Annotated in this window: 19 protein-coding genes; 15 read left to right on the top strand and 4 right to left on the bottom strand. The window is 69.6% G+C overall.

The genetic code is table 11. The features are described from left to right. Positions 1–69: 69 nt before the first annotated feature. The 4 genes from AB0H49_RS21240 (at position 70) to AB0H49_RS21225 (ending at position 4,037) form a co-directional block, all read left to right on the top strand. Complete coding sequence (locus AB0H49_RS21240; RefSeq protein ID WP_067782136.1) at positions 70–360, top strand: hypothetical protein; 291 nt, start codon at positions 70–72, stop codon at positions 358–360. 102 nt (positions 361–462) lie between these two features. Beyond that, complete coding sequence (gene ffh, locus AB0H49_RS21235; protein WP_354999321.1) at positions 463–2,031, top strand: signal recognition particle protein; 1,569 nt, start codon at positions 463–465, stop codon at positions 2,029–2,031. Between the two features lie 99 nt (positions 2,032–2,130). After that, positions 2,131–3,225, top strand: a complete 1,095-nt coding sequence (locus AB0H49_RS21230) for an amidohydrolase family protein (protein ID WP_357253845.1) — start codon at positions 2,131–2,133, stop codon at positions 3,223–3,225. A gap of 257 nt (positions 3,226–3,482) precedes the next feature. Further along, the gene (locus AB0H49_RS21225) at positions 3,483–4,037 is read left to right on the top strand and encodes a dihydrofolate reductase family protein (RefSeq protein WP_357253744.1); all 555 of its coding nucleotides are present in this window, start codon (positions 3,483–3,485) and stop codon (positions 4,035–4,037) included. A gap of 58 nt (positions 4,038–4,095) precedes the next feature. On the opposite strand, the gene AB0H49_RS21220 is transcribed toward AB0H49_RS21225, so the two are convergent. Beyond that, positions 4,096–4,269: a hypothetical protein gene (locus AB0H49_RS21220; RefSeq protein WP_354999323.1), complete on the bottom strand. Its 174-nt coding sequence runs from the start codon at positions 4,267–4,269 to the stop codon at positions 4,096–4,098. Positions 4,270–4,555: 286 nt separating this feature from the next. Between AB0H49_RS21220 and rpsP the strand changes: the two genes are divergently transcribed. The 4 genes from rpsP (at position 4,556) to trmD (ending at position 6,573) form a co-directional block, all read left to right on the top strand. Next, positions 4,556–4,987, top strand: a complete 432-nt coding sequence (rpsP, locus tag AB0H49_RS21215; protein WP_067782140.1) for a 30S ribosomal protein S16 — start codon at positions 4,556–4,558, stop codon at positions 4,985–4,987. 82 nt (positions 4,988–5,069) lie between these two features. Further along, entirely contained in the window at positions 5,070–5,312 is a 243-nt protein-coding gene (locus AB0H49_RS21210) for an RNA-binding protein (RefSeq protein WP_067782143.1), read from the top strand. Continuing rightward, the gene (gene rimM, locus AB0H49_RS21205; RefSeq protein WP_354999325.1) at positions 5,313–5,837 is read left to right on the top strand and encodes a ribosome maturation factor RimM; all 525 of its coding nucleotides are present in this window, start codon (positions 5,313–5,315) and stop codon (positions 5,835–5,837) included. A 52-nt stretch (positions 5,838–5,889) separates the two neighbouring features. After that, entirely contained in the window at positions 5,890–6,573 is a 684-nt protein-coding gene (gene trmD, locus AB0H49_RS21200) for a tRNA (guanosine(37)-N1)-methyltransferase TrmD (RefSeq protein ID WP_354999326.1), read from the top strand. Between the two features lie 75 nt (positions 6,574–6,648). Here the strand turns inward: trmD and AB0H49_RS21195 are convergent, their stop codons facing one another. Beyond that, the gene (locus AB0H49_RS21195) at positions 6,649–7,017 is read right to left on the bottom strand and encodes a VOC family protein (RefSeq protein ID WP_141809511.1); all 369 of its coding nucleotides are present in this window, start codon (positions 7,015–7,017) and stop codon (positions 6,649–6,651) included. A 357-nt stretch (positions 7,018–7,374) separates the two neighbouring features. Continuing rightward, entirely contained in the window at positions 7,375–8,226 is an 852-nt protein-coding gene (locus AB0H49_RS21190; protein ID WP_357253741.1) for a LuxR C-terminal-related transcriptional regulator, read from the bottom strand. Positions 8,227–8,322: 96 nt separating this feature from the next. Between AB0H49_RS21190 and AB0H49_RS21185 the strand changes: the two genes are divergently transcribed. The 4 genes from AB0H49_RS21185 to AB0H49_RS21170 all read left to right on the top strand — a co-directional run bounded on the left by AB0H49_RS21185 (position 8,323) and on the right by AB0H49_RS21170 (position 15,275). Beyond that, positions 8,323–9,966 carry an AMP-binding protein gene (locus tag AB0H49_RS21185; protein WP_357253739.1) on the top strand — a complete coding sequence of 548 codons (1,644 nt, stop codon included), beginning with the start codon at positions 8,323–8,325 and terminating at the stop codon, positions 9,964–9,966. Further along, positions 9,963–11,597, top strand: a complete 1,635-nt coding sequence (locus tag AB0H49_RS21180; RefSeq protein WP_357253737.1) for an AMP-binding protein — start codon at positions 9,963–9,965, stop codon at positions 11,595–11,597. Before AB0H49_RS21185 ends, AB0H49_RS21180 begins: the two co-directional genes overlap by 4 nt. A gap of 440 nt (positions 11,598–12,037) precedes the next feature. Then, positions 12,038–14,368, top strand: coding sequence for a Tex family protein (locus AB0H49_RS21175; RefSeq protein WP_354999843.1), 2,331 nt, complete (start codon positions 12,038–12,040; stop codon positions 14,366–14,368). Positions 14,369–14,402: 34 nt separating this feature from the next. Next, positions 14,403–15,275 (top strand): hypothetical protein, encoded by an 873-nt coding sequence (locus AB0H49_RS21170; protein ID WP_354999330.1) that lies wholly within the window; start codon positions 14,403–14,405, stop codon positions 15,273–15,275. A gap of 7 nt (positions 15,276–15,282) precedes the next feature. On the opposite strand, the gene sigJ is transcribed toward AB0H49_RS21170, so the two are convergent. Further along, a complete protein-coding gene (gene sigJ / locus AB0H49_RS21165) occupies positions 15,283–16,179 on the bottom strand; it encodes an RNA polymerase sigma factor SigJ (RefSeq protein WP_357253735.1) in 897 nt (298 codons plus the stop codon). 183 nt (positions 16,180–16,362) lie between these two features. On the opposite strand from sigJ, the gene AB0H49_RS21160 reads away from it, so the two are divergent. From AB0H49_RS21160 to AB0H49_RS21150, 3 genes are read left to right on the top strand one after another with little or no spacing between them, the layout of a single operon-like run. Continuing rightward, entirely contained in the window at positions 16,363–16,851 is a 489-nt protein-coding gene (locus tag AB0H49_RS21160; protein WP_357253733.1) for a DoxX family protein, read from the top strand. Positions 16,852–16,888: 37 nt separating this feature from the next. Further along, positions 16,889–18,199 (top strand): FAD-binding protein, encoded by a 1,311-nt coding sequence (locus AB0H49_RS21155; RefSeq protein WP_357253731.1) that lies wholly within the window; start codon positions 16,889–16,891, stop codon positions 18,197–18,199. Beyond that, a complete protein-coding gene (locus tag AB0H49_RS21150) occupies positions 18,196–19,368 on the top strand; it encodes a serine hydrolase domain-containing protein (protein WP_357253729.1) in 1,173 nt (390 codons plus the stop codon). The genes AB0H49_RS21155 and AB0H49_RS21150 overlap by 4 nt, the downstream gene beginning before the upstream one ends. The last annotated feature ends 329 nt before the right edge of the window (positions 19,369–19,697 follow it).

Below are 19,697 nucleotides of genomic sequence, written 5' to 3'. Positions count from 1 at the left end.
ATCAGAGCGTCTGGCTATCGCGAGCACGAGGGGAGCAGGTCGGTGGCAATTGAGGTTGTTTCGGCTTCGATGATGACGAGCGACGAAACCACGCATATGGCGCGGTGTGTCGGCGGAGATCGCTGGGTCGTTTCCTGGTTGCCTGGCCGTACGTTGACCGCGCAGCAGGCCGTGACCGCGATGACGATCGCCTCGACGGTTTCCACCACGCCCGACGCGCCGGAGGGCGCGGACTGGGCGATGCTCGACGATCTGGCGCTCGAGCTAGGACTGACCGGCCGGGAGGCCGCGTACATGGTCCGGCTGGAGAACCACGATTACCGCAAGACTTCCAAACCACGCCGCCGCGCACTCGAATAACTTTCGCGCGCCGCTCGAAGGACGCACCGCCTGCACGAACACGCGGGCGATCCCATTACGCTGGGAGCAAGTTGACGTCACTCGAGATCAGGAGCGCGATCGGTGTTCGAATCCCTGTCCGACCGGCTTACCGGTGCCCTCAAGGATCTGCGTGGTAAGGGGCGTCTGTCACCGGCCGACATCGACGCCACGTGCCGCGAGATCCGTCTGGCCCTGCTCGAGGCCGACGTCGCGCTGCCCGTGGTGCGCGGTTTCATCGCCAAGATCAAGGAGCGCGCCAAGGGCGCGGAGGTCTCCGCGGCGCTGAATCCGGCCCAGCAGGTCGTCAAGATCGTCAACGAGGAACTGATCGGCATCCTCGGCGGCGAGACCAGGCGGCTGAACCTGGCCAAGACCCCGCCGACGGTGATCATGCTCGCCGGTCTGCAGGGTTCCGGTAAGACCACCCTGGCGGGCAAGCTCGCCAAGTGGCTGAAGGGCCAGGGCCATCAGCCGCTGCTCGTGGCCTGCGACCTGCAGCGTCCCGGCGCCGTCACCCAGCTCCAGGTGGTCGGCGAGCGCGCGGGCGCGCCGGTGTTCGCACCGCATCCCGGCACCTCGATCGGCGGTGGCGACAACCCGCTCGGCATCTCCGCCGCCGACCCCATCGAGGTCGCGCGCGCCGGTGTCGCCGAGGCGCGCACCAAGCAGTACGACGTGGTCATCGTCGACACCGCCGGTCGCCTCGGCATCGACGAGGAACTGATGCGCCAGGCCGCGGGCATCCGCGACGCGGTGCAGCCGGACGAGACGCTGTTCGTGCTCGACGCCATGATCGGTCAGGACGCCGTCAACACGGCCGAGGCCTTCCGCGACGGCGTCGGCTTCACCGGTGTGGTGCTGACCAAGCTCGACGGCGACGCGCGCGGTGGCGCGGCCCTCTCCGTCCGCAACGTCACCGGCGAGCCGATCATGTTCGCCTCCAGCGGCGAGAAGCTCGAGGACTTCGACGTCTTCCACCCGGACCGCATGGCCAGCCGCATCCTCGGCATGGGCGATGTGCTCACCCTGATCGAGCAGGCCGAGCAGGTGTACGACGCGCAGCAGGCCGAGGAGGCCGCGCGCAAGATCGGCAGCGGCGAACTCACCCTCGAGGACTTCCTCGAGCAGATGCTGGCGATCCGCAAGATGGGCCCGATCGGCAACCTGCTCGGCATGCTGCCCGGCGCGGGTCAGATGAAGGACGTGCTCGCCCAGGTCGACGACAAGCAGCTGGACCGGGTGCAGGCCATCATCCGCGGCATGACGCCCGCCGAGCGGGACAACCCCAAGATCATCAACGCCTCCCGCCGCCTGCGCATCGCCAACGGCTCCGGCGTCTCGGTCTCCGAGGTCAACCAGCTCGTCGACCGGTTCTTCGAGGCCAAGAAGATGATGGCCATGATGGGCCGTCAGATGGGCCTGCCCGGTTCGCGCCGCGGCGGCGGCAAGAAGGGCAAGAAGGGCAAGAAGGGCGGTCGCGGGCCGACGCCGCCGAAGGTGCGCGGCGGTCTGCCCGGCATGGGAATGCCGGGGATGCCGCAGATGCCCGCGGGCATGCCCGATCTGTCGAACATGCCCGCCGGTCTCAACGAATTGCCGCCGGGCTTGGACGGTTTCGACTTGTCAAAGCTCAAGTTCCCGAAGAAGTAGGGGACCACCGGGGCGCGGACGGTGGTGCGAGAGCCGATCTCCGGTCTGCCCTCGGCGGCCGATACGTTGAGGACAGCCGAGGACGTCGAGGAGGTCGCTGTGCATCTACGCGGGGTTGTTCTGCCGGACGACGAGGTGCGCGATCTCTGGGTGCGCGACGGGCTGGTGTCCTTCGAGCCGGTGCCGGGAGCCGAAACCCTCTGCGCCGCAGGGTGGATCGTGCCGGGGCTGGTGGACGCGCACTGCCACGTCGGCATCCGCTACGGCGGCGGCCACGAGACCCGCGAGGGCGCACTCGCCCAGGCGGTGACCGAGCGCGACGCCGGGGTGCTGCTGATGCGCGACGCCGGGTCGCCGATCGATACGCACTTCGTCGACGAGCACGAGGAACTCCCGACGATCATCCGCGCGGGCAGGCACATCGCGCGGCCCAAGCGCTACATCCGCGAACTCGGTATCGATCTGGACGACGAACGCGACCTCCCGGAGATCGTGGCCGAGCAGGCGCGTTTCGGGGACGGCTGGGTGAAGATCGTCGGCGATTGGATCGACCGCTCCGTCGGCGACCTGCGCCCGCTGTGGAGCGACGCCATCCTGAAAGAGGCCATCGACGCCGCGCACGCCAACGGCGCCAGGGTCACCGCGCACGTGTTCGGTGAGGACGCGCTGCCCGGGCTCATCGGCGCGGGCATCGACTGCATCGAACACGGCACCGGCCTCACCGACGAGACCATCGAGATGATGGTCGAGCACGGCACCGCCCTGGTCCCGACCCTGATCAACATCGACACCTTCCCGTCCATCGCGGACAGCGCGGGCAGGTTTCCCGTCTACGCCGCCCACATGCGCGACTTGCACCGCCGCGTGCGCCAGACGGTCGCCGCCGCGTACGCCGCGGGCGTGCCGATCTACGCGGGCACCGACGCGGGCGGCTCCATCCGGCACGGCCGCATCGCCGACGAGATCACCGCGCTGGCCGGCGCGGGCCTGTCCGCGCACGACGCGCTCGGCGCTGCCTCCTGGAACGCGCGCAGCTGGTTGGGTCGGCCGGGCATCGAGCACGGCGCGCCCGCCGATCTCGTCGTCTACCGGGAAGATCCCCGCGTCGCACCGGCGGCTCTCCGTAGTCCCGAATACGTCGTCCTCCGTGGCCGCGTCTGCCCCTCCGCCGACCCCGTCACCGGTCACCGCTGAGCGCGGCCAATCGCACCGCGTACCACCTCGCAAGCGAGTTCGGCTCCCGCGGAGTCTCCGGCCTCACCGGCGACTTCATCATCTGCGCGCGGGGGATCGATCTGGAGCCACACGCCTTCTATACGCCGCACATAGGCACCGCCTGTGTGCGGCGTATGAAGGGTGTGTGGCTCGCTTGCGCAGTCCTGTGCGATGAATTCGGCGTACTCGTCTCGTCGGTAGTGAGGAAGGCGTTTTCGTACCAAGGAGGTCGGCCCATGCGGGATCTGGTGGTGACGGAGAACATCACGCTGGACGGGGTGATCGATGCGACGGAGGGATGGTTCACCGTCGGCAACGACGCGGTGGACGATCAATCCGACATCCTGGCCGAGCTCATGGCCCACACCGCCGCTTGCGACGCGGTGCTGTTCGGGCGCGTCACCTTCGAGGACATGCGCGGCTACTGGCCGCAGCAGACCGACGATCGGACCGGCATCACCGACGACCTGAACCAGATGGCGAAATACGTGGTGTCGCGCGCGATGGACGACCCGGGATGGCAGAACTCCACGGTGCTGCGCGGGCTGGACGAGGTGCGCGCGCTGAAGGAGCGGCCGGGGAAGGACATCGTCTGCACAGGAAGCATCGCGCTGGCCCACCAGCTCATCGAGGCCGGGCTGGTCGACGAATACCGATTGTTCGTCTACCCGATCGTGCTCGGCCGCGGCGCGCGGCTGTTCGACGAAGGTGCGCGGATTCCGGCGCTGCGCCTCGTCGAGAGCAAGCCGTTCCGTTCCGGAGTGGTGCTGCTGCGCTACCGCCCCGCCTGATTCGCGGCGATTTCATCGCAGGTAGGGGAGGATCCGGCCCGTACGGCCGCCCGGCAGCTCAGTTCAGGATCGCGTTGACAGCCGATCCGATGCCGCGCAACCCCGCGCCGAGGAGTCGGAACAGCAGCGGAGCGGCATTGATCGCCGCTTCCGCCGCGACCTCGCCGCCCACCTCACGCGCGGCCTCGCGCTTGAAACTGGTGCGCCTGGTGTTGCGTCGGAAGATCCCCATGACCGGGTTATTGCGACGCGGCCGCGAAACGTTGCATTCGGGCCGAAACCCGCCGGTATCGTCGCCCTGGCCGCGTCACCGAGCCCTGGTGATCGAGGTCGAGAGGCGATTTCGGGCGGAGCGGACCGGTCTGGCAGAATGGACCACCGTCCTTCCGGACAGTGTCAGCCCGTCTCCGGTTACGTACCGCGCGGCGGTCACACACTTCAAGCGCGAAACCGGGCTCGCAGACCGTGCGGGTCGCTGAATCGCGCCGTGACCAACTACCTGAAAGAGGCAGATCAGCATGGCTGTTCGCATCAAGCTCACCCGCATGGGCAAGATCCGCAACCCGCAGTACCGCGTCGTCGTCGCGGACGCCCGCACCCGTCGTGACGGCCGGGCCATCGAGTCCATCGGCAAGTACCACCCGAAGGAAGAGCCGTCGCTGATCGAGATCGACTCGGAGCGCGTGCAGTACTGGCTGGGTGTCGGCGCGCAGCCGACCGAGCCGGTGCAGCGCCTCCTGGAGATCACCGGTGACTGGCAGAAGTTCAAGGGCCTGCCGGGCGCCGAGGGCACGCTCAAGGTGAAGCCGGCCAAGCCGTCCAAGCTGGACCTGTTCAACGCCGCGCTGGCCGCCGCCGAGAACGAGCCGGTCGCCGAGGCCGTCACCCCGAAGAAGAAGGCCAAGAAGGAAGAGGCCGAGGGCGAGGCCGCTACCGAGGCTGCCGAGTAATCGTGAGCGAGCGCAGCGAGCGAACCATCGACACAGCGCGCACCGCGCTCGCGACCGAGCCGAGCGCTAGCGAGGTGGAGTCGTGAGCGCGGTAGTGGCGGATGCCGTCGAGCACCTGGTGCGCGGCATCGTCGCCAATCCCGATGACGTCCGCGTCGAGCTGATCACCGGCCGTCGCGGGCGCACCGTCGAGGTGCACGTCCACCCCGAGGACCTGGGCAAGGTGATCGGCCGCGGCGGACGCACCGCGACCGCGCTGCGCACTCTCGTCGCGGGCATCGGCGGCCGGGGCATCCGGGTCGACGTGGTCGACACCGATCAGTAGATGGAACTCGTCGTAGGGCGGGTCGCCAAGTCGCACGGTGTGCGCGGCGAACTCGTCGTCGAGGTCCGCACCGACGAACCCGAAGAGCGTTTCGCGGTGGGCACCACCCTGCGTGGTCGCCTGCCGCGCTCGTCGGAGGTTCGCGACTTCACCGTGGAGTCGGCCCGCGAGCACTCGGGCCGGCTCCTCGTGTTTCTCGCCGGGATCGCCGACCGCACCGCCGCCGACGCGCTGCGCGGCACGCTGTTCGTCGTGGACAGCGCGGACCTGCCGCCCTCGGACGATCCGGACGAGTTCTACGACCACGAGCTGGAGGGGCTGACCGTCCAGCTCACCGATGGCACGGTCGTCGGCACGGTCACCGAGGTGCTGCATTCGGCTGCGGGAGAACTGCTTTCGGTACGCGCCGCCGACGACGGCCGGGAAATCCTGATTCCGTTCGTCACGGCGATCGTGCCCACCGTGTCGCTCGCCGACCGGCTGGTGGTCATCGATCCGCCCGAGGGCCTGCTCGATCCCGAGTGATGGGCACTGCGCGCGCCGGGCGCGGGAATCTCGGCGGAACGAAGGGGCTGGGATGAGGCTCGACGTCATCACGATCTTTCCGGAGTATCTGGAGCCGCTGCGCACGGCGCTGCTCGGCAAGGCCATCGACAAGGGACTGATCTCCGTCGACGTGCACGACTTGCGGCGCTGGACGCACGACGTGCACAAGTCGGTCGACGATTCGCCGTACGGCGGCGGGCCGGGCATGGTCATGAAGCCGACCGTCTGGGGCGACGCGCTGGACGAGGTGTGCCCCGACGACGCCCTGTTGGTGGTGCCCACCCCGGCGGGCGTCCCGTTCACCCAGGCCACCGCCCAGCGCTGGGCCGCCGAGCAGCATCTGGTCTTCGCTTGCGGCCGCTACGAAGGCATCGATCAGCGCGTGTTCGACGACGCCGCGCGGCGGGTGCGCGTCGAAGAGGTCAGCATCGGCGACTACGTCCTCATCGGCGGCGAGGCCGCGGTGCTGGTGATGACCGAGGCCGTCGTGCGCCTGCTGCCCGGCGTGCTCGGCAATCAGCAGTCGCACCAAGAGGATTCGTTCTCCGACGGCCTGCTCGAAGGTCCGAGCTACACCCGCCCCGTCAGCTGGCGCGGCCTCGACGTGCCACCGATCCTGCTCTCCGGCGACCACGCGAAGGTGGCCGCCTGGCGTCGCGAACAGTCACTGGCCCGCACCCGCGAACGCCGCCCGGATCTGCTGCCGCCGGAGTGAATCATCCAGCGGCCGAATTTCCTGAAGCGCCAACGTTATCGGGTTGTCCGCCAGTCGGAGGATCGACAGCGTCGTTCAGTCGGGTAACTGCGCCGTCGTGATGCAGAACGGATGCCCGGCCGGATCGAGCAAGACCCGCCACCGGTCGCCCGGCTGGGTGGGCGCGGGCACCGCACCCAACGCGAGCGCGCGCTGCTCGCACGCGTCCAAGTCGTCGTCGGCCGCCAAATCCAAGTGCACGATCGAGCTACCGGGCCACACGGGCGGCTTGTAGTCCGCGATCCGCTGCGCGATGACCGCTAGACCGGACGGGATGCGGATCGCCGCGCTGCGCTCCTTGCTCCACAGTGTGTGTCCGCCGAGCAGATCGAGGTAGAACCGCGCGAGCGCATCGGGGTCGGCGCAGTCCAGGGACAATCCCGCGATACGGAAAGGCTCTGTCACGCAAGGGAGTGTAGGGCGGACCACATCACCGCCCCGACCCGGGAGTCCTCCAACGGCCGCCGCAATCCCTTGGCGGCCGGGCGAATCGGCCCGAACACCGGAAACGCCGAAGGCCCAAGGGGCGCAGAGCGGTTGCTATCGAGCCGGTATGACGGCGATGCTGCCGTTGGTACCCGTGGATCATCAGACCCCAGGGCGCGGACTGCGGCTCCGAATGATCCAGCGCCATGGCAAGAATCGGGGCTTCCCCGCGCACGCTGGGTTCGCGGCCAGCGACCAGGGTGCGTTCGCACAACCGCATGATCATGGCACGGGCCGAGCCGACGGTCGGTGCCGGATGAGGGAGGTCGGTCCGAATCAGGGAAGAAGGCCGAGGCGGCGGGCGGTGACGACGGCCTCGTGCCGGGTGCGCGCGTCCAGTTTGGTCATGGCGTTGCGCAGGTAGCTCTTCACCGTTTCCGCACCGAGCGAGAGACGTTGGGCCGCTTCCTGATTGGTGCATCCGAGCGCGATCTCGGCGAGCACGTCCAATTCCCGGCGGGACAGGCGCGGCGCGTCGGGAGCGGGTTCGCCGGTGAGGACCCGGCCGAGACGGTCGCAGATGCCGTGCAGCCGGGCCCGCAGTCGCTCGTCGGTGGCCGTGCGGGCCAGGCCGCGCAGTTCGGCTCCGATGTCGCGCAATTCCTCGGTGGCGGCGGGCGCGGTGTCCGGCGTCGGCGCCGTCATCTCCAGCAGCCGTAGCCGCCGATCCACTTCGTCGCGGATCGCGAACTCGGTGGCCAGCCGTTTGCCCGCTTGCATCATCAGATCGGCGGTCCGGTCGCCGAGCGGGCTCGTACCGCGTGTCGCGGCGTAGAGCACCGCGCGCGACCGATCGTCGACGACCACCGGCACCGCGAGCACCGAGCGGATGCCCTCGCCCGAGACCGGCGCGTCGTAGTGGTGGGTGATGGAGGCGGCGTTGCGGTAGTCCGCCACCGACGCGGGCCTGCGCATATCCATGACCTGCCCGCCGAGGCCCGAACGGCGCAACACGGTGAGGCCGCGCAGCCCGTTGGTCATCGTCCCGACGAACTCGGTGAGCAGCAACGCATCCTCGTGCACCTCGCCACCGAATACGACGGGGACGCCCGCCCGATGCGCCACCCAGCGGATCTCGGCGCGCAGCGCGTCCGCGTCGCGGGGCCGCAGCAGGGAAGTGGTGGTCAAACGACTCACCCCTTTTCGGGGGTAGTGACGAACGTGATGCAACCCACATCCTATGGGACACGAGGGTGGCGTGGATCACCGACGAGGAGAGGCGACATGAGCACGGACCTGGACGCGCGGGTGCGCGAACTGCTGGAGTGTTACGACGGACCGGAGGCCTGTGCGGCGGAGCTGCTGTGCGACCGACATCCGGCGGAGCGCGTCGCGTTCACGGTGGTGGACGCCGACCTGAGCGCCACCGACCTCACCTACGGCGAACTCCGCGAGCGTTCGGCGCGTTTCGCCGCGGCGCTGGCCGGGCTCGGGGTCGGGCGCGGCGATCGCGTCGCCACCCTGATGGGCAAGTCCGCGGACCTGATCGTGGCGCTGCTCGGCATCTGGCGCCGCGGCGCTGTGCACGTGCCGCTGTTCACCGCGTTCGCGCCGCCTGCCATCGCCTTCCGCTTGGCGGCCGCCCGCGCCGCGCTCGTCGTCGCGGACGCCGATCAGGCCGTGAAGCTGGCGCCCGGCGACGACATTCCGGCCGACGCGCCATGGCGACTGGTCGTCGCGGGATCGTCCGAGGAGGTCGGACCGGACACCTTGCGTTTCGCCGACCTGCTCGACGCGTACGCCGCCGACGACCCGCGCGCCGCGGCGGTCGCGGTCGGCGGTGACGGACTGCTCGTCCAGCTGTTCACCAGCGGCACCACCGGCACCCCGAAGGGCGTGCCGATCCCGCTGCGCGCGCTGGCTTCCTTCCACGCGTATCAGGAGTTCGCGCTGGATGTCCGCCCCGACGACGTCTACTGGAACGCCGCCGATCCGGGCTGGGCCTACGGGCTCTACTACGCGATCCTGAGCCCGCTCGCGTCGGGCACCCGCAGCCTGCTGCTGCACGCGGGCTTCTCCGCGCCGCTCACCTGGCGGGTCATGGAGCGCTTCGGGGTCACCAACTTCGCCGCCGCGCCCACCGTCTACCGCGCCCTGCGGGCCGACGACAACGCGCCGCCAACGGGTTTCGCGCTGCGCCGCGCCTCCTCCGCGGGCGAACCGCTCACCCCCGAGGTCGTCGCCTGGTCGGCGCGGAATCTGGGCGTCGCCGTCCGCGACCACTACGGGCAGACCGAGCACGGCATGGTCGTCTGCAACGCCTGGCACGACGAGCTCAGCGCCGACGCCCCGCTCGGATCGATGGGCAGGCAGCTGCCCGGCTGGACCTGTGCCGTGCTCGCCGAGGACGCGGACGTCGAGGCCGCGCCCGGTGAACTCGGCCGGGTCGCGATCGACACCGAGCGCAGTCCGCTGCTGTGGTTCCTGGGCTATCTCGACGCCCCCGAGCGCACCGCGCAGCGCTACACCGCCGACGGCCGTTGGTATCTCACCGGCGACGCCGGATCCCGCGACGCCGACGGGTTCTTCCACTTCTCCGCCCGCGACGACGACGTGATCATCATGGCGGGCTACCGCATCGGCCCGTTCGAGGTGGAGAGCGTGCTGGTGCTGCACGACCAGGTGGCGGAGGCCGCGGTGGTCGGTCTGCCGGACGAGTTGCGCGGGGAAGTGCTGGAGGCATTCGTGGTGTTGCGCAACGGATCCGCGGGCAGCGCCGAATTGGCCGCCGAGCTACAGCAATTGGTGAAGGAGAAATTCGCGGCGCACGCCTATCCGCGCCGGGTGCATTTCGTGACGAGTCTGCCGAAGACGCCCAGCGGCAAGGTGCAGCGTTTCGTGCTGCGGCAGCAGGGAGGTGCTCGATGAACCTCGCGCTGCCGAGCTACGCCTCGGGCACCTCGGACGCGCCGCTGCTCGGCGACACCATCGGGGCCAACTTGGACCGCACCGCCGCGGCACATCCGGATCGGGAAGCGTTGGTGGACTCGCCGACCGGACGCCGTTGGACCTACCGCGAACTCGTCGCGGCGGTCGACGCGATAGCGTCCGGTCTCGCCGCCCGCGGTCTCACCAAGGGCGATCGCGTCGGCATCTGGGCCCCCAACTGCGCGGAGTGGTTCCTCGTGCAGTACGCCACCGCCAAGCTGGGCGCGATCCTGGTCAACATCAATCCGGCCTACCGCACCAGCGAACTCGGATACGTGCTGCGCCAGGCCGGGGTTCGGATGCTCATCGCCGCACCGGAGTTCAAGACCTCGGACTATGTCGCCATGATCGAGGAGGTCCGACCCGAATGCCCGGGCCTCGACCAGGTTCTGATCCTCGGCGGCGCGGACTGGGCCGCGGTGGCCGACGCGCCGGTCGACGCCGAGCGACTGGCCGCCGTGGCGGTGACGTTGTCGGCGGACGATCCGATCAACATCCAGTACACCTCGGGCACAACGGGTTTCCCAAAGGGCGCCACGCTCAGCCATCACAACATCCTCAACAACGGTTACTTCGTCGGGGAGCTGTGCGGGTACACCGAACAAGACCGGATCTGCGTGCCGGTGCCCTTCTACCACTGCTTCGGCATGGTGATGGGCAATCTGGCCGCCACCAGTCACGGTGCGGCGGTGGTGATTCCGGCGCAGGCCTTCGACCCGGCGGCAACCCTGGAAGCGGTCGCCCTGGAGCGCTGCACCTCCCTTTACGGCGTGCCGACGATGTTCATCGCCGTGCTCGCCGAGCTGGACTCGGTGCTCGAGAAGACGGGCGCGACACCAGATCTGTCGACTTTGCGGACCGGCATCATGGCGGGTTCGCCGTGTCCGGTGGAGGTGATGAAGCGGGTCATCGACCGGCTCGGCATGCACGAGGTGTGCATCTGCTACGGCATGACCGAAACGTCTCCGGTCTCCACCCAGACCCGCCGCGAGGACGACCTCGATCGCCGGACCGCGACCGTCGGCCGCGTCGGCCCGCATCTCGAGGTCAAGATCGTCGATCCCGCAACGGGTCTGACCGTCCCGCGCGGCGAGCCCGGCGAACTGTGCACCCGCGGCTACTCGGTGATGCTCGGCTACTGGGATCAGCCGGAGAAGACCGCCGAAGCCATCGACGCGGCCCGCTGGATGCACACCGGCGACATCGGCGTGATGGACGCCGACGGGTACATCGCCGTGACCGGACGGATCAAGGACATGGTGATCCGCGGCGGCGAGAACATCTACCCCCGCGAGATCGAGGAATTCCTCTACACCCATCCGGACATCCTGGACGCCCAGGTGATCGGTGTGCCCGACGCGAAGTACGGCGAGGAACTGATGGCCTGGATCCGCATGCGCGAGGGCGCCATCCCGCTGGACGCCGAGTCCCTGCGCGCCTTCTGCACCGGCAAACTCGCCCACTTCAAGATCCCGCGCTACGTCCACCTGGTCGACGAATTCCCGATGACCGTCACGGGCAAGATCCGCAAGGCCGAGATGCGAGAGATGGCAAGGGAACTCCTCGGCTAGCCCGAGCTGCCCCCACTGAGCCCCGAGGAACGGGCGCACCGAAACCGGCGCCTCCGTTCCTCGGGGCACAATGGGCGCAGCCGGACGGAGCCCGTCGTCAGCGCACACATGGCCGGAGGGAATGCGGAGGTACGCCCGATGAGCGCTGCCGGAGGTAGTCCGCTGTCAGCCCGCGCACGGCCGGAGCGAACGCGGGGGTAGGCCTGCCGAGGCGACAACTGATTTCGCGAGGCCCGGGTAACTCGTCGGGTACGCCCAAAACATACCCCGCTCCCGACCGCCGGCCCGTTGCGAAACTCCCGAGGCTCTCACGACCGGCCTGAGACGCGGAGAGGCGGGCTGACGAGCTAGTGTTGCGGGTCGTGACGACAGCGCCCGAGATCGCCAGTTCAGAGCAGAACAGCACCGACACGACCGCCGCCGCACCGACAGGCGCCCCGCTGGCCAGCGTGGGCAGGCGTATCGCCGACGAACTCGGTGTGCGCGAGAGCCAGGTCCGCGCCGCGGTCGAACTGCTGGACGCGGGTTCGACCGTGCCGTTCATCGCGCGTTACCGCAAGGAAGTGACCGGCGGGCTGGACGACGCCCAGCTGCGCCAGCTCGACGAGCGGCTGTCCTACCTGCGCGAACTCGACGAGCGCCGTGGCGCGATCATCGAATCCATCCGTGGCCAAGGCAAACTCGACGACGCGCTGCTCGGGCAGTTGATGCTCGCCGAGACCAAGGCCCGCCTGGAGGACATCTACCTGCCGTTCAAGCCGAAGCGGCGCACGAAGGCGCAGATCGCGCGCGAGGCGGGGCATGAGCCGGTGGCCGACGCGCTGATCGGCGATCCGACCACCGATCCCGGCCAGTACACCGCCGAGCAGCTCGACGGCGCCCGCGCGATCCTGGTCGAGCGGTTCGCCGAGGACGCGGATCTGGTCGGCGAGCTGCGCGAGATGATGTGGAACCGCGGTCAGATCAGCTCGACGGTGCGGCCGGGCAAGGAGGAGGCGGGCGCGAAGTTCGCCGACTACTTCGAGTTCAGCGAGCCGTTCCACAAGCTGCCCTCGCACCGCGTGCTCGCGCTGTTGCGCGGTGAGAAGGAGGACGTGCTCACCCTGCACCTCGAGCCGGACACCGAAGAGCCCGAGCCAGGCGAGCGCAGTGTCTACGAAGGCCGCATCGCGGTGCGGTTCGGCATCGCCGACAAGGGCCGCCCCGCCGATTCCTGGCTGCTGGACACGGTGCGCTGGGCGTGGCGCACCAAGCTTCAGGTCAGCCTCGGTATCGACACCCGCATGCGGTTGCGTCAGGCCGCGGAGAAGGACGCGGTCGACGTGTTCGCCGCCAACCTGCGCGATCTGCTGCTCGCGGCGCCCGCGGGCACTCGCACCACGATGGGCCTGGACCCGGGCTACCGCACCGGCGTCAAGGTCGCGGTCGTCGATGCCACCGGCAAGGTCGTCGCCACCGAGGTCATCTACCCGCACAAGCCGCAGGGTCAGACGGAGAAGTCGCTCGCGGTACTCGGCGCGCTGGTCGCGCGGTTCGGCGTCGAACTCATCGCGATCGGCAACGGCACCGCCTCGCGCGAGACCGACGCCCTTGCCGCCGAGCTGATCTCGCGCATCCCGGCGAACAAGCCGACCAAGATCGTGGTCTCGGAGGCGGGCGCGTCGGTGTACTCCGCCTCCGCCTACGCCTCCCAGGAACTGCCGGACATGGACGTCTCGCTGCGCGGCGCGGTGTCCATCGCGCGCCGCCTGCAGGATCCGCTGGCCGAGCTGGTGAAGATCGACCCGAAGTCGATCGGCGTGGGCCAGTATCAGCACGACGTCTCCGAGACGCTGCTGGCTCGCTCGCTGGGCGCGGTGGTCGAGGACGCGGTGAACGCGGTCGGCGTCGACGTGAACACCGCCTCGGTGCCGCTGCTCTCCCGGGTATCGGGCATCGCGTCGTCCGTGGCGGAAAGCATTGTGGCGCATCGTGATCAGCACGGTCCGTTCCGCAGCCGCACCGCCCTGCTCGACGTGCCCCGGCTCGGTCCGAAGGCGTTCGAACAGTGCGCGGGCTTCCTCCGCATCCGTGGCGGCGACGACCCACTCGACACCTCCGCGGTGCACCCCGAGGCCTACCCGGTGGTCCGGCGCATTCTGGAATCCACTGGTCGCGGGATGTCCGAGCTGATCGGCAACACCACCGTGCTGCGCGCGCTGCGGGCCGCCGAGTTCACCGACGAGAAGTTCGGTGTCCCGACCGTCACCGACATCATCAGCGAGCTGGAGAAGCCGGGCCGCGACCCGCGCCCGGAGTTCAAGACCGCCGAGTTCGCCGCCGGTGTGGAGAAGGTCGCCGACCTGAAGCCCGGCATGGTGCTCGAGGGCGTGGTCACCAATGTCGCGGCGTTCGGCGCGTTCGTCGACGTCGGTGTGCACCAGGACGGTCTGGTGCACGTCTCGGCCATGTCGCACAACTTCGTCAAGGATCCGCGCGAGGTGGTGAAGTCCGGTGACGTGGTGAAGGTGAAGGTGCTCGAGGTCGACGTCGCCCGTCAGCGCATCGGTCTCTCCCTGCGCCTGGACGACGAGCCGGGGGCGCCCGCGAAGAGCGAGCGCGGCGGCAACCGCGGCCAGGGCGGCGGACGTCAGGGCGGCGACGGCAGGCAGCGGCAGAATGGTCAAGGGCGGCCGCAGCAGGGCCGCGGTCAGGGCAACCAGCGGCGCAACGCCCCCGCGCCGAGCGGTTCCATGGCCGACGCGCTGCGCCGGGCCGGTTTCGGACAGTAGGAGCCAGCGCGGGGGCGGAGGGATGTAGGCGGCCATGCGACGGTGGCTCGAAGACGATGTGATCGCGCAAGGCCGCCTACCGCTGCTGTGCTTCCTCTTCGGCTTCATCGTCGGGTTCCTGTTCATCCGGCTCAGCGTCCGGATGATCAGGGCCAAGGTGCGCTGGTGGCCGGGCAACCTCCGAGCGGGCACCGTGCACATCCATCACATGGTGTTCGGCGTGATTCTGGTGCTCGGCTCCGGACTCGGCCTGGTCGCCGTCTTCGAGGAGGGCAGCAGTGCCACCGCGGGCGCGCTGTCGGCGGCCTTCGGTGTCGGCGCCGCGCTGGTCCTGGACGAGTTCGCGCTGATCTACTACCTGCGCGACGTGTACTGGGAGGAACAGGGTCGCACCTCGGTGGACGCCGTGTTCGTCGCGCTCGCGGTGACCGGGCTGCTGCTGCTCGGTTTCCATCCGCTGTCACTGCTGGAGATCAACGACTTTCGCGCTTCCATCGGCACCGGCGCGCGGATCGTGGCGACCGTGTTCGCGCTCGTCAACCTGATGCTCGCCGCGATCGTCATCGCCAAAGGCAAGATCTGGACCGGCCTGTTCGGCATGTTCTTCCCGCCGCTGCTGGTGGTCGGCGCGCTGCGGCTGAGCAGGCCGGGCGCGCCATGGGCACGGTGGCGCTACGGCGACCGGCGGCGGTTGATGTACCGGGCGATCGTGCGGGAACGCCGGTATCGCAGGCCGGTCATCCGGGCCAAGATCTTCGTGCAGGACCTGGTCGCGGGCAAGCCCGATGTCGAGCACGTGCGCACGGCGGCGGAGGCGGAGCTGACCAGGACGGTCGTGCCCGCGCCGCCCGCGCCGCACCGGCACCACCACCTGCCGTGGGCGGCCGATCACGACGAGGGGCACTGACCTCGCGTTATCGACGGTCGTCGGCTGGGACCAGGTCGAGTCGCGCGAGACGTTCGGGATCGGACAGGATGTCGATCTCGGCGATCCGGCCGTTCGTCACGGTGAAGCTCATCACCGACATCGGCTTGCCCTCGGCGGTATTGAGCAGTCCGGCAACGCCGTTGACCAGGGCCGGGTGGGTGTCGTAGAGGTTCGCCATCCGGTGGAACGTGTCGAGCATCGCCGCCACTCGTTCCGCGCCGCGCACCACGCGCAGGCCACCGGGCACCGTCGCGCCGCCGTCGGCGTGCAGCACCACGTCCGGATCGAGGATCGCCAGCAGCGCGTCGAAATCGCCGCCGCGCGCGGCGCTGAGGAAGGCGTCCACGACCCGGCGCTGGCGGGGCAGATCGGGGTCCGGCACCGGCGCCCGGCCGCGCACCCGGTTGCGGGCGCGGCTGGCCAGCATCTTGGCCGCGGCCGGCGATTTGCCGACGATCGGCGCGATCTGATCGAACGGCATCGCGAACATGTCGTGCAGCACGAACGCGAGCCGCTCGGCCGGGTTCAGCGACTCCAGCACCACCAGTAGCGCCATGCCGACCGAATCGGCCAGCACCGCTTGGCCTTCCGGATCGGTGCCGTCCTCCGGGCCGATCACCGGATCCGGCAGGCGCTCGGCCATCGGCTCCTCCCGGCGGGAGGTGCGCGCCCGCAGCATGTCGAGGCAGACCCGGCCGACGACGGTGGTCAGCCAGCCCGCGAGATTGTCGATGTCGGCGGCATCGGTCCTGGCCAGCCGCAGCCACGCCTCCTGAACCGCGTCGTCGGCTTCGGCGACCGAGCCGAGCATGCGGTAGGCCACCGCGGTGAGATGCGGCCGGTGGCCTTCGAAGCGCCCCGCCAGAAAATCGTGGTCGTTCACGTCGTGTCCTCTCCGTCGACTTACCGACGAACCGGAGTCGCCGGACGTGACAGCGCCGCCTTTTCGTGTGGTCTATATCACACTCGTTACCTTTCCGCGCTGCCCTCCGTCATCCAGTCGAACAGCGATGAGGCGATGCGCGATGAGCGCGACGCCAACCGGAGCAACAAGGAAGGCCGAAAGATGAAGACAGCGATGCCGATTCCCGCGGAATTCACCACGACCCCGATCGAAGACGGTGCGTCGCACCGCGGATCACGCGCGAGGATGATCGCCTTCGGGGGAGCTACGGCCATTTTGATGACCGAATCGGTAGTGGGCGCGTACTGGGATCTCGCGCGAATTCCCTACGTGCAGGACACTTTCGCACGTCTCGAATACCCGCTCTACTTCGCGACCATCATCGGCGCCGCCAAGGTCGCCGCCGTGGGCGCGGTGCTGGCGCCCGGCACGCCGCGTGTGAAGGAATGGGCTTATGCCGGACTGGCTTTCGTCTACGGCGGCGCCGCCCTTTCGCACCTGGCTGTCGGCGACCCGGCGGCCGCAGCGATTTCCCCGCTGGTCTTTCTCGGGCTCACCGTCGCGTCCTGGGCGCTGCGTTCGCCCGCCCGGCGCGACCCGAAACCGCTGCCCGAAGCATGGGCCGCGCTGCGCCGCTTCGGCCGCGCCTAGCGATTCTTCGAACGAAACAGCAGACAGGAAAAGGGAAATGACACTGGACAATCTCCGCGGCGTTGTTCGCGGCCGGGTCTTCTTGCCCGGTGACGAGGAATTCGACAGCGCCGCGCGGGCGTGGAATCTCACCGTGCGCCAGTCCGTGGCCGCGGTGGTCGAGATCGCCGATGCCGCGGACGCCGCGGCGCTGGTCGGCCATGCGAGCGGCGCGGGACTGACGGTCGCCACCCAGCCGACCGGCCACGGCGCGTCCGGCAACGGCGACGGCGTGATCCTCGTCCGTACCGCGCGCCTCGACCACATCGAGGTGCACGCCGACGAGCGGTGGGCGCGCGTCGGCGCGGGCGCGACCTGGGGACAGGTGCAAGCCGCCGTCGGTGCGCACGGACTGACCGGTCTGGCGGGCAGCAACCCGGTCGTCGGCGTCACCGGCTACACCCTCGGCGGCGGGCTGAGCTGGTTCGGCAGGAAGTTCGGCTGGGCGAGCGACGACGTGCGCGCGTTCGAGATCGTCGACGCCGAGGGCCGTCCCGCGCGCGTCACCGCCGCGTCCGACCCGGAGCTGTTCTGGGCGCTGCGCGGCGGCGGTGGGGATTACGCACTGGTGACCGCGCTCGAATTCGACCTGCACCCCGCGCCCGCGCTCTACGGCGGTCGCGTGATGTGGCCCGGCACCGCCACCCGCGCCGTCTTCGAGGCGTTCAGCGAACTCACCGAGCGGGCTCCCGACGAGTTGTCGCTGTGGTTCCACCGCTTCCAATTCCCCGACGCCCCACCGATGGTCGCGCTCGACGTCGCCTACCTCGGCGACGCGGAGGCGGCCAAGGAACTGCTCGCCGGAGTCGACGCCATCGGTGGCGCGGTCGTCGACAAGCGCGGCGAGTTGTCGGTGGCGAACCTCGGCGACATCACCGCCGAACCCACCGATCCGAGCCCGGCGCTGTCCCGTGCCGAGCTGCTGACCGATCTCGACGACACGGTGGCGAAGATCCTGCTCGACGACCCGCTCGCGCCGCTGGTGAACCTCCAGATCCGCCACCTCGGCGGCGCGCTCGCCGCCGCCGCGCCGGAACCGGGCGCACGCGCGGCGGTGCGCGAGCCATACCTGCTGTACCTGCTCGGCCTGGGTCTGCCGCACCTCGCCGACGCGGTCGCCGCCGAACAGCGGCGGATCGTCGGCGCGCTGGACGGCCATCTGGGCGCGGGCAAGCCGTACACGTTCCTGACTCCCGGCGAGCGCGCGTCGGCGGCCTTCGACGCGTCGACCGTGGACAGGTTGGCCGACATCAAGCGGGCTCGCGATCCACGGGGCGTCTTCCGCGCGAACTACCCGGTGCTCGGATGAGCGCGGACGTCGCCACGGCGGTCGTGCACGGCACCGTCGCGGCGGGATTCGAGGAGGTCCTGGCGGAGTTCGCCGCGGTGGTGGCCGAGGAGAACGGCGAATCCGGTGCACAGCTGGCCGGATTCGTGCACGGCAGGCAGGTGGTCGATCTCTGGGCCGGGCCCGAGGTCACCGGCGAGACGCTGACCGGCCTGCATTCCACCACCAAGGGCGCCGCGACGCTGGTCGTCGCGCTCCTCGTGCAGGACGGCGTGCTCGAGTTGGACCGGACCGTCGCCCACTACTGGCCGGAGTTCGCGGCGGCGGGCAAGTCGGCGATCACGCTACGGCAGGTGCTGACCCACCGCGCCGGGCTGATCGGGATCGAGGGCGGCTTCACCGTGGCACAGCTGGCCGACGACCGGGTCATCGCGGAACTGATAGTCCGGCAGCATCCGCACTTCCGGCCGGGGTCGGCCCAGGGATACGGCGGCTTCGTCACCTTCGCCATCCTCGGGGAGGTTGTGCGACGCCTGGTCGGCCGCTCCATCCAGGAGCTGTTCGAGGAACGGATCAGGGCGCCCTACGAGCTGGATCTCTATCTCGGTCTGCCCGAGGCGCAGGACGGGCGCTTCCGCGAGATCCTCCCGTGGCTGGCCACCCCGGAGATGGAGGCGGCCTTCGACGCGAATTCGCCGAACCCGCAGGGCATCGCGGGCATCTCCTACAACCTGAACGCCACACCGGCGTTCACGCCGATGGATGTGATGCGGTTGCCCAACAGCCGCGAGGTGCGGTCGCTTGGGCAGGCTTCGGCCGGTGGCGTCGGAAGCGGGCGAGGTGTGGCGAGCATGTACGCCGCCGCCATCTCGGAACTGAACGGCCGCCCTCCGCTGCTGCGCCCGGACACCCTCGCCGAGTTCACGACGATCCACGCGCCGGGACCCGATCTGGTGCGCGGTGACGCCGTGTTCGCCCTGGGTTTCGAGGCCAAAGGGCTGTCGTACCCATTCCTCGGTGCGCGGGCCTTCGGCCACACCGGTTCGGCGGGATCGGACGGCTTCGCCGATCCGCGGTCGGGTGTCGCGTACGGGTACACCCGCCGGCGGGCCGCGTTCGCCTTCGACGCGGCGGAGAATCACCGGTTGGCGGCGGCGCTGCACCGGGCCGCGGTGGAACTCGATCGCTGACGAGAGCGCGGCCTGTTTTCGGGGCGTGGCGGAGTTGGGCCAGCGGCATTCGGCTCTTCGGCGGGAGTGGGTCCCGATCGGATATCTGTCGCGGATGGCCTGGCCGGTGGCGGCGCCCGCTGCGGAGGGCGATGTACCGTGGCCGGTGTCGTCCCGGCGTCGGTCGATGCGACGGCGATCCCTTGGGCCCGATTTTCGGCACGGCCCTCGGGTCTGGCACAATGCACAGGTTGCCCTGGGTGCATGTCGACCCCGGGAGCATCCCTTAATTCGGAGCATGAACCGGTCGAGCACGCACCGTGCCGCCAGGGTCCTCTGTTCGCGCGAAC

Source organism: Nocardia sp. NPDC050713 (assembly GCF_040654315.1).
GTDB lineage: Bacteria > Actinomycetota > Actinomycetes > Mycobacteriales > Mycobacteriaceae > Nocardia.
Note: the sequence above shows the minus strand (reverse complement) of the source record. Positions and strands in the feature narration are given on the sequence as shown.

Excerpts from the sequence above, each read along its gene's own strand:
- AB0H49_RS21240 (WP_067782136.1), top strand. The coding sequence starts at position 70 with ATGATGACGAGCGACGAAACCACGCATATGGCGCGGTGTGTCGGCGGA.
- AB0H49_RS21225 (WP_357253744.1), top strand. The coding sequence starts at position 3,483 with ATGCGGGATCTGGTGGTGACGGAGAACATCACGCTGGACGGGGTGATC.
- AB0H49_RS21220 (WP_354999323.1), bottom strand. The coding sequence starts at position 4,269 with ATGGGGATCTTCCGACGCAACACCAGGCGCACCAGTTTCAAGCGCGAG.
- rpsP (WP_067782140.1), top strand. The coding sequence starts at position 4,556 with ATGGCTGTTCGCATCAAGCTCACCCGCATGGGCAAGATCCGCAACCCG.
- rimM (WP_354999325.1), top strand. The coding sequence starts at position 5,313 with ATGGAACTCGTCGTAGGGCGGGTCGCCAAGTCGCACGGTGTGCGCGGC.
- trmD (WP_354999326.1), top strand. The coding sequence starts at position 5,890 with ATGAGGCTCGACGTCATCACGATCTTTCCGGAGTATCTGGAGCCGCTG.
- AB0H49_RS21185 (WP_357253739.1), top strand. The coding sequence starts at position 8,323 with ATGAGCACGGACCTGGACGCGCGGGTGCGCGAACTGCTGGAGTGTTAC.
- AB0H49_RS21180 (WP_357253737.1), top strand. The coding sequence starts at position 9,963 with ATGAACCTCGCGCTGCCGAGCTACGCCTCGGGCACCTCGGACGCGCCG.
- AB0H49_RS21170 (WP_354999330.1), top strand. The coding sequence starts at position 14,403 with ATGCGACGGTGGCTCGAAGACGATGTGATCGCGCAAGGCCGCCTACCG.
- AB0H49_RS21160 (WP_357253733.1), top strand. The coding sequence starts at position 16,363 with ATGAAGACAGCGATGCCGATTCCCGCGGAATTCACCACGACCCCGATC.
- AB0H49_RS21155 (WP_357253731.1), top strand. The coding sequence starts at position 16,889 with ATGACACTGGACAATCTCCGCGGCGTTGTTCGCGGCCGGGTCTTCTTG.
- AB0H49_RS21150 (WP_357253729.1), top strand. The coding sequence starts at position 18,196 with ATGAGCGCGGACGTCGCCACGGCGGTCGTGCACGGCACCGTCGCGGCG.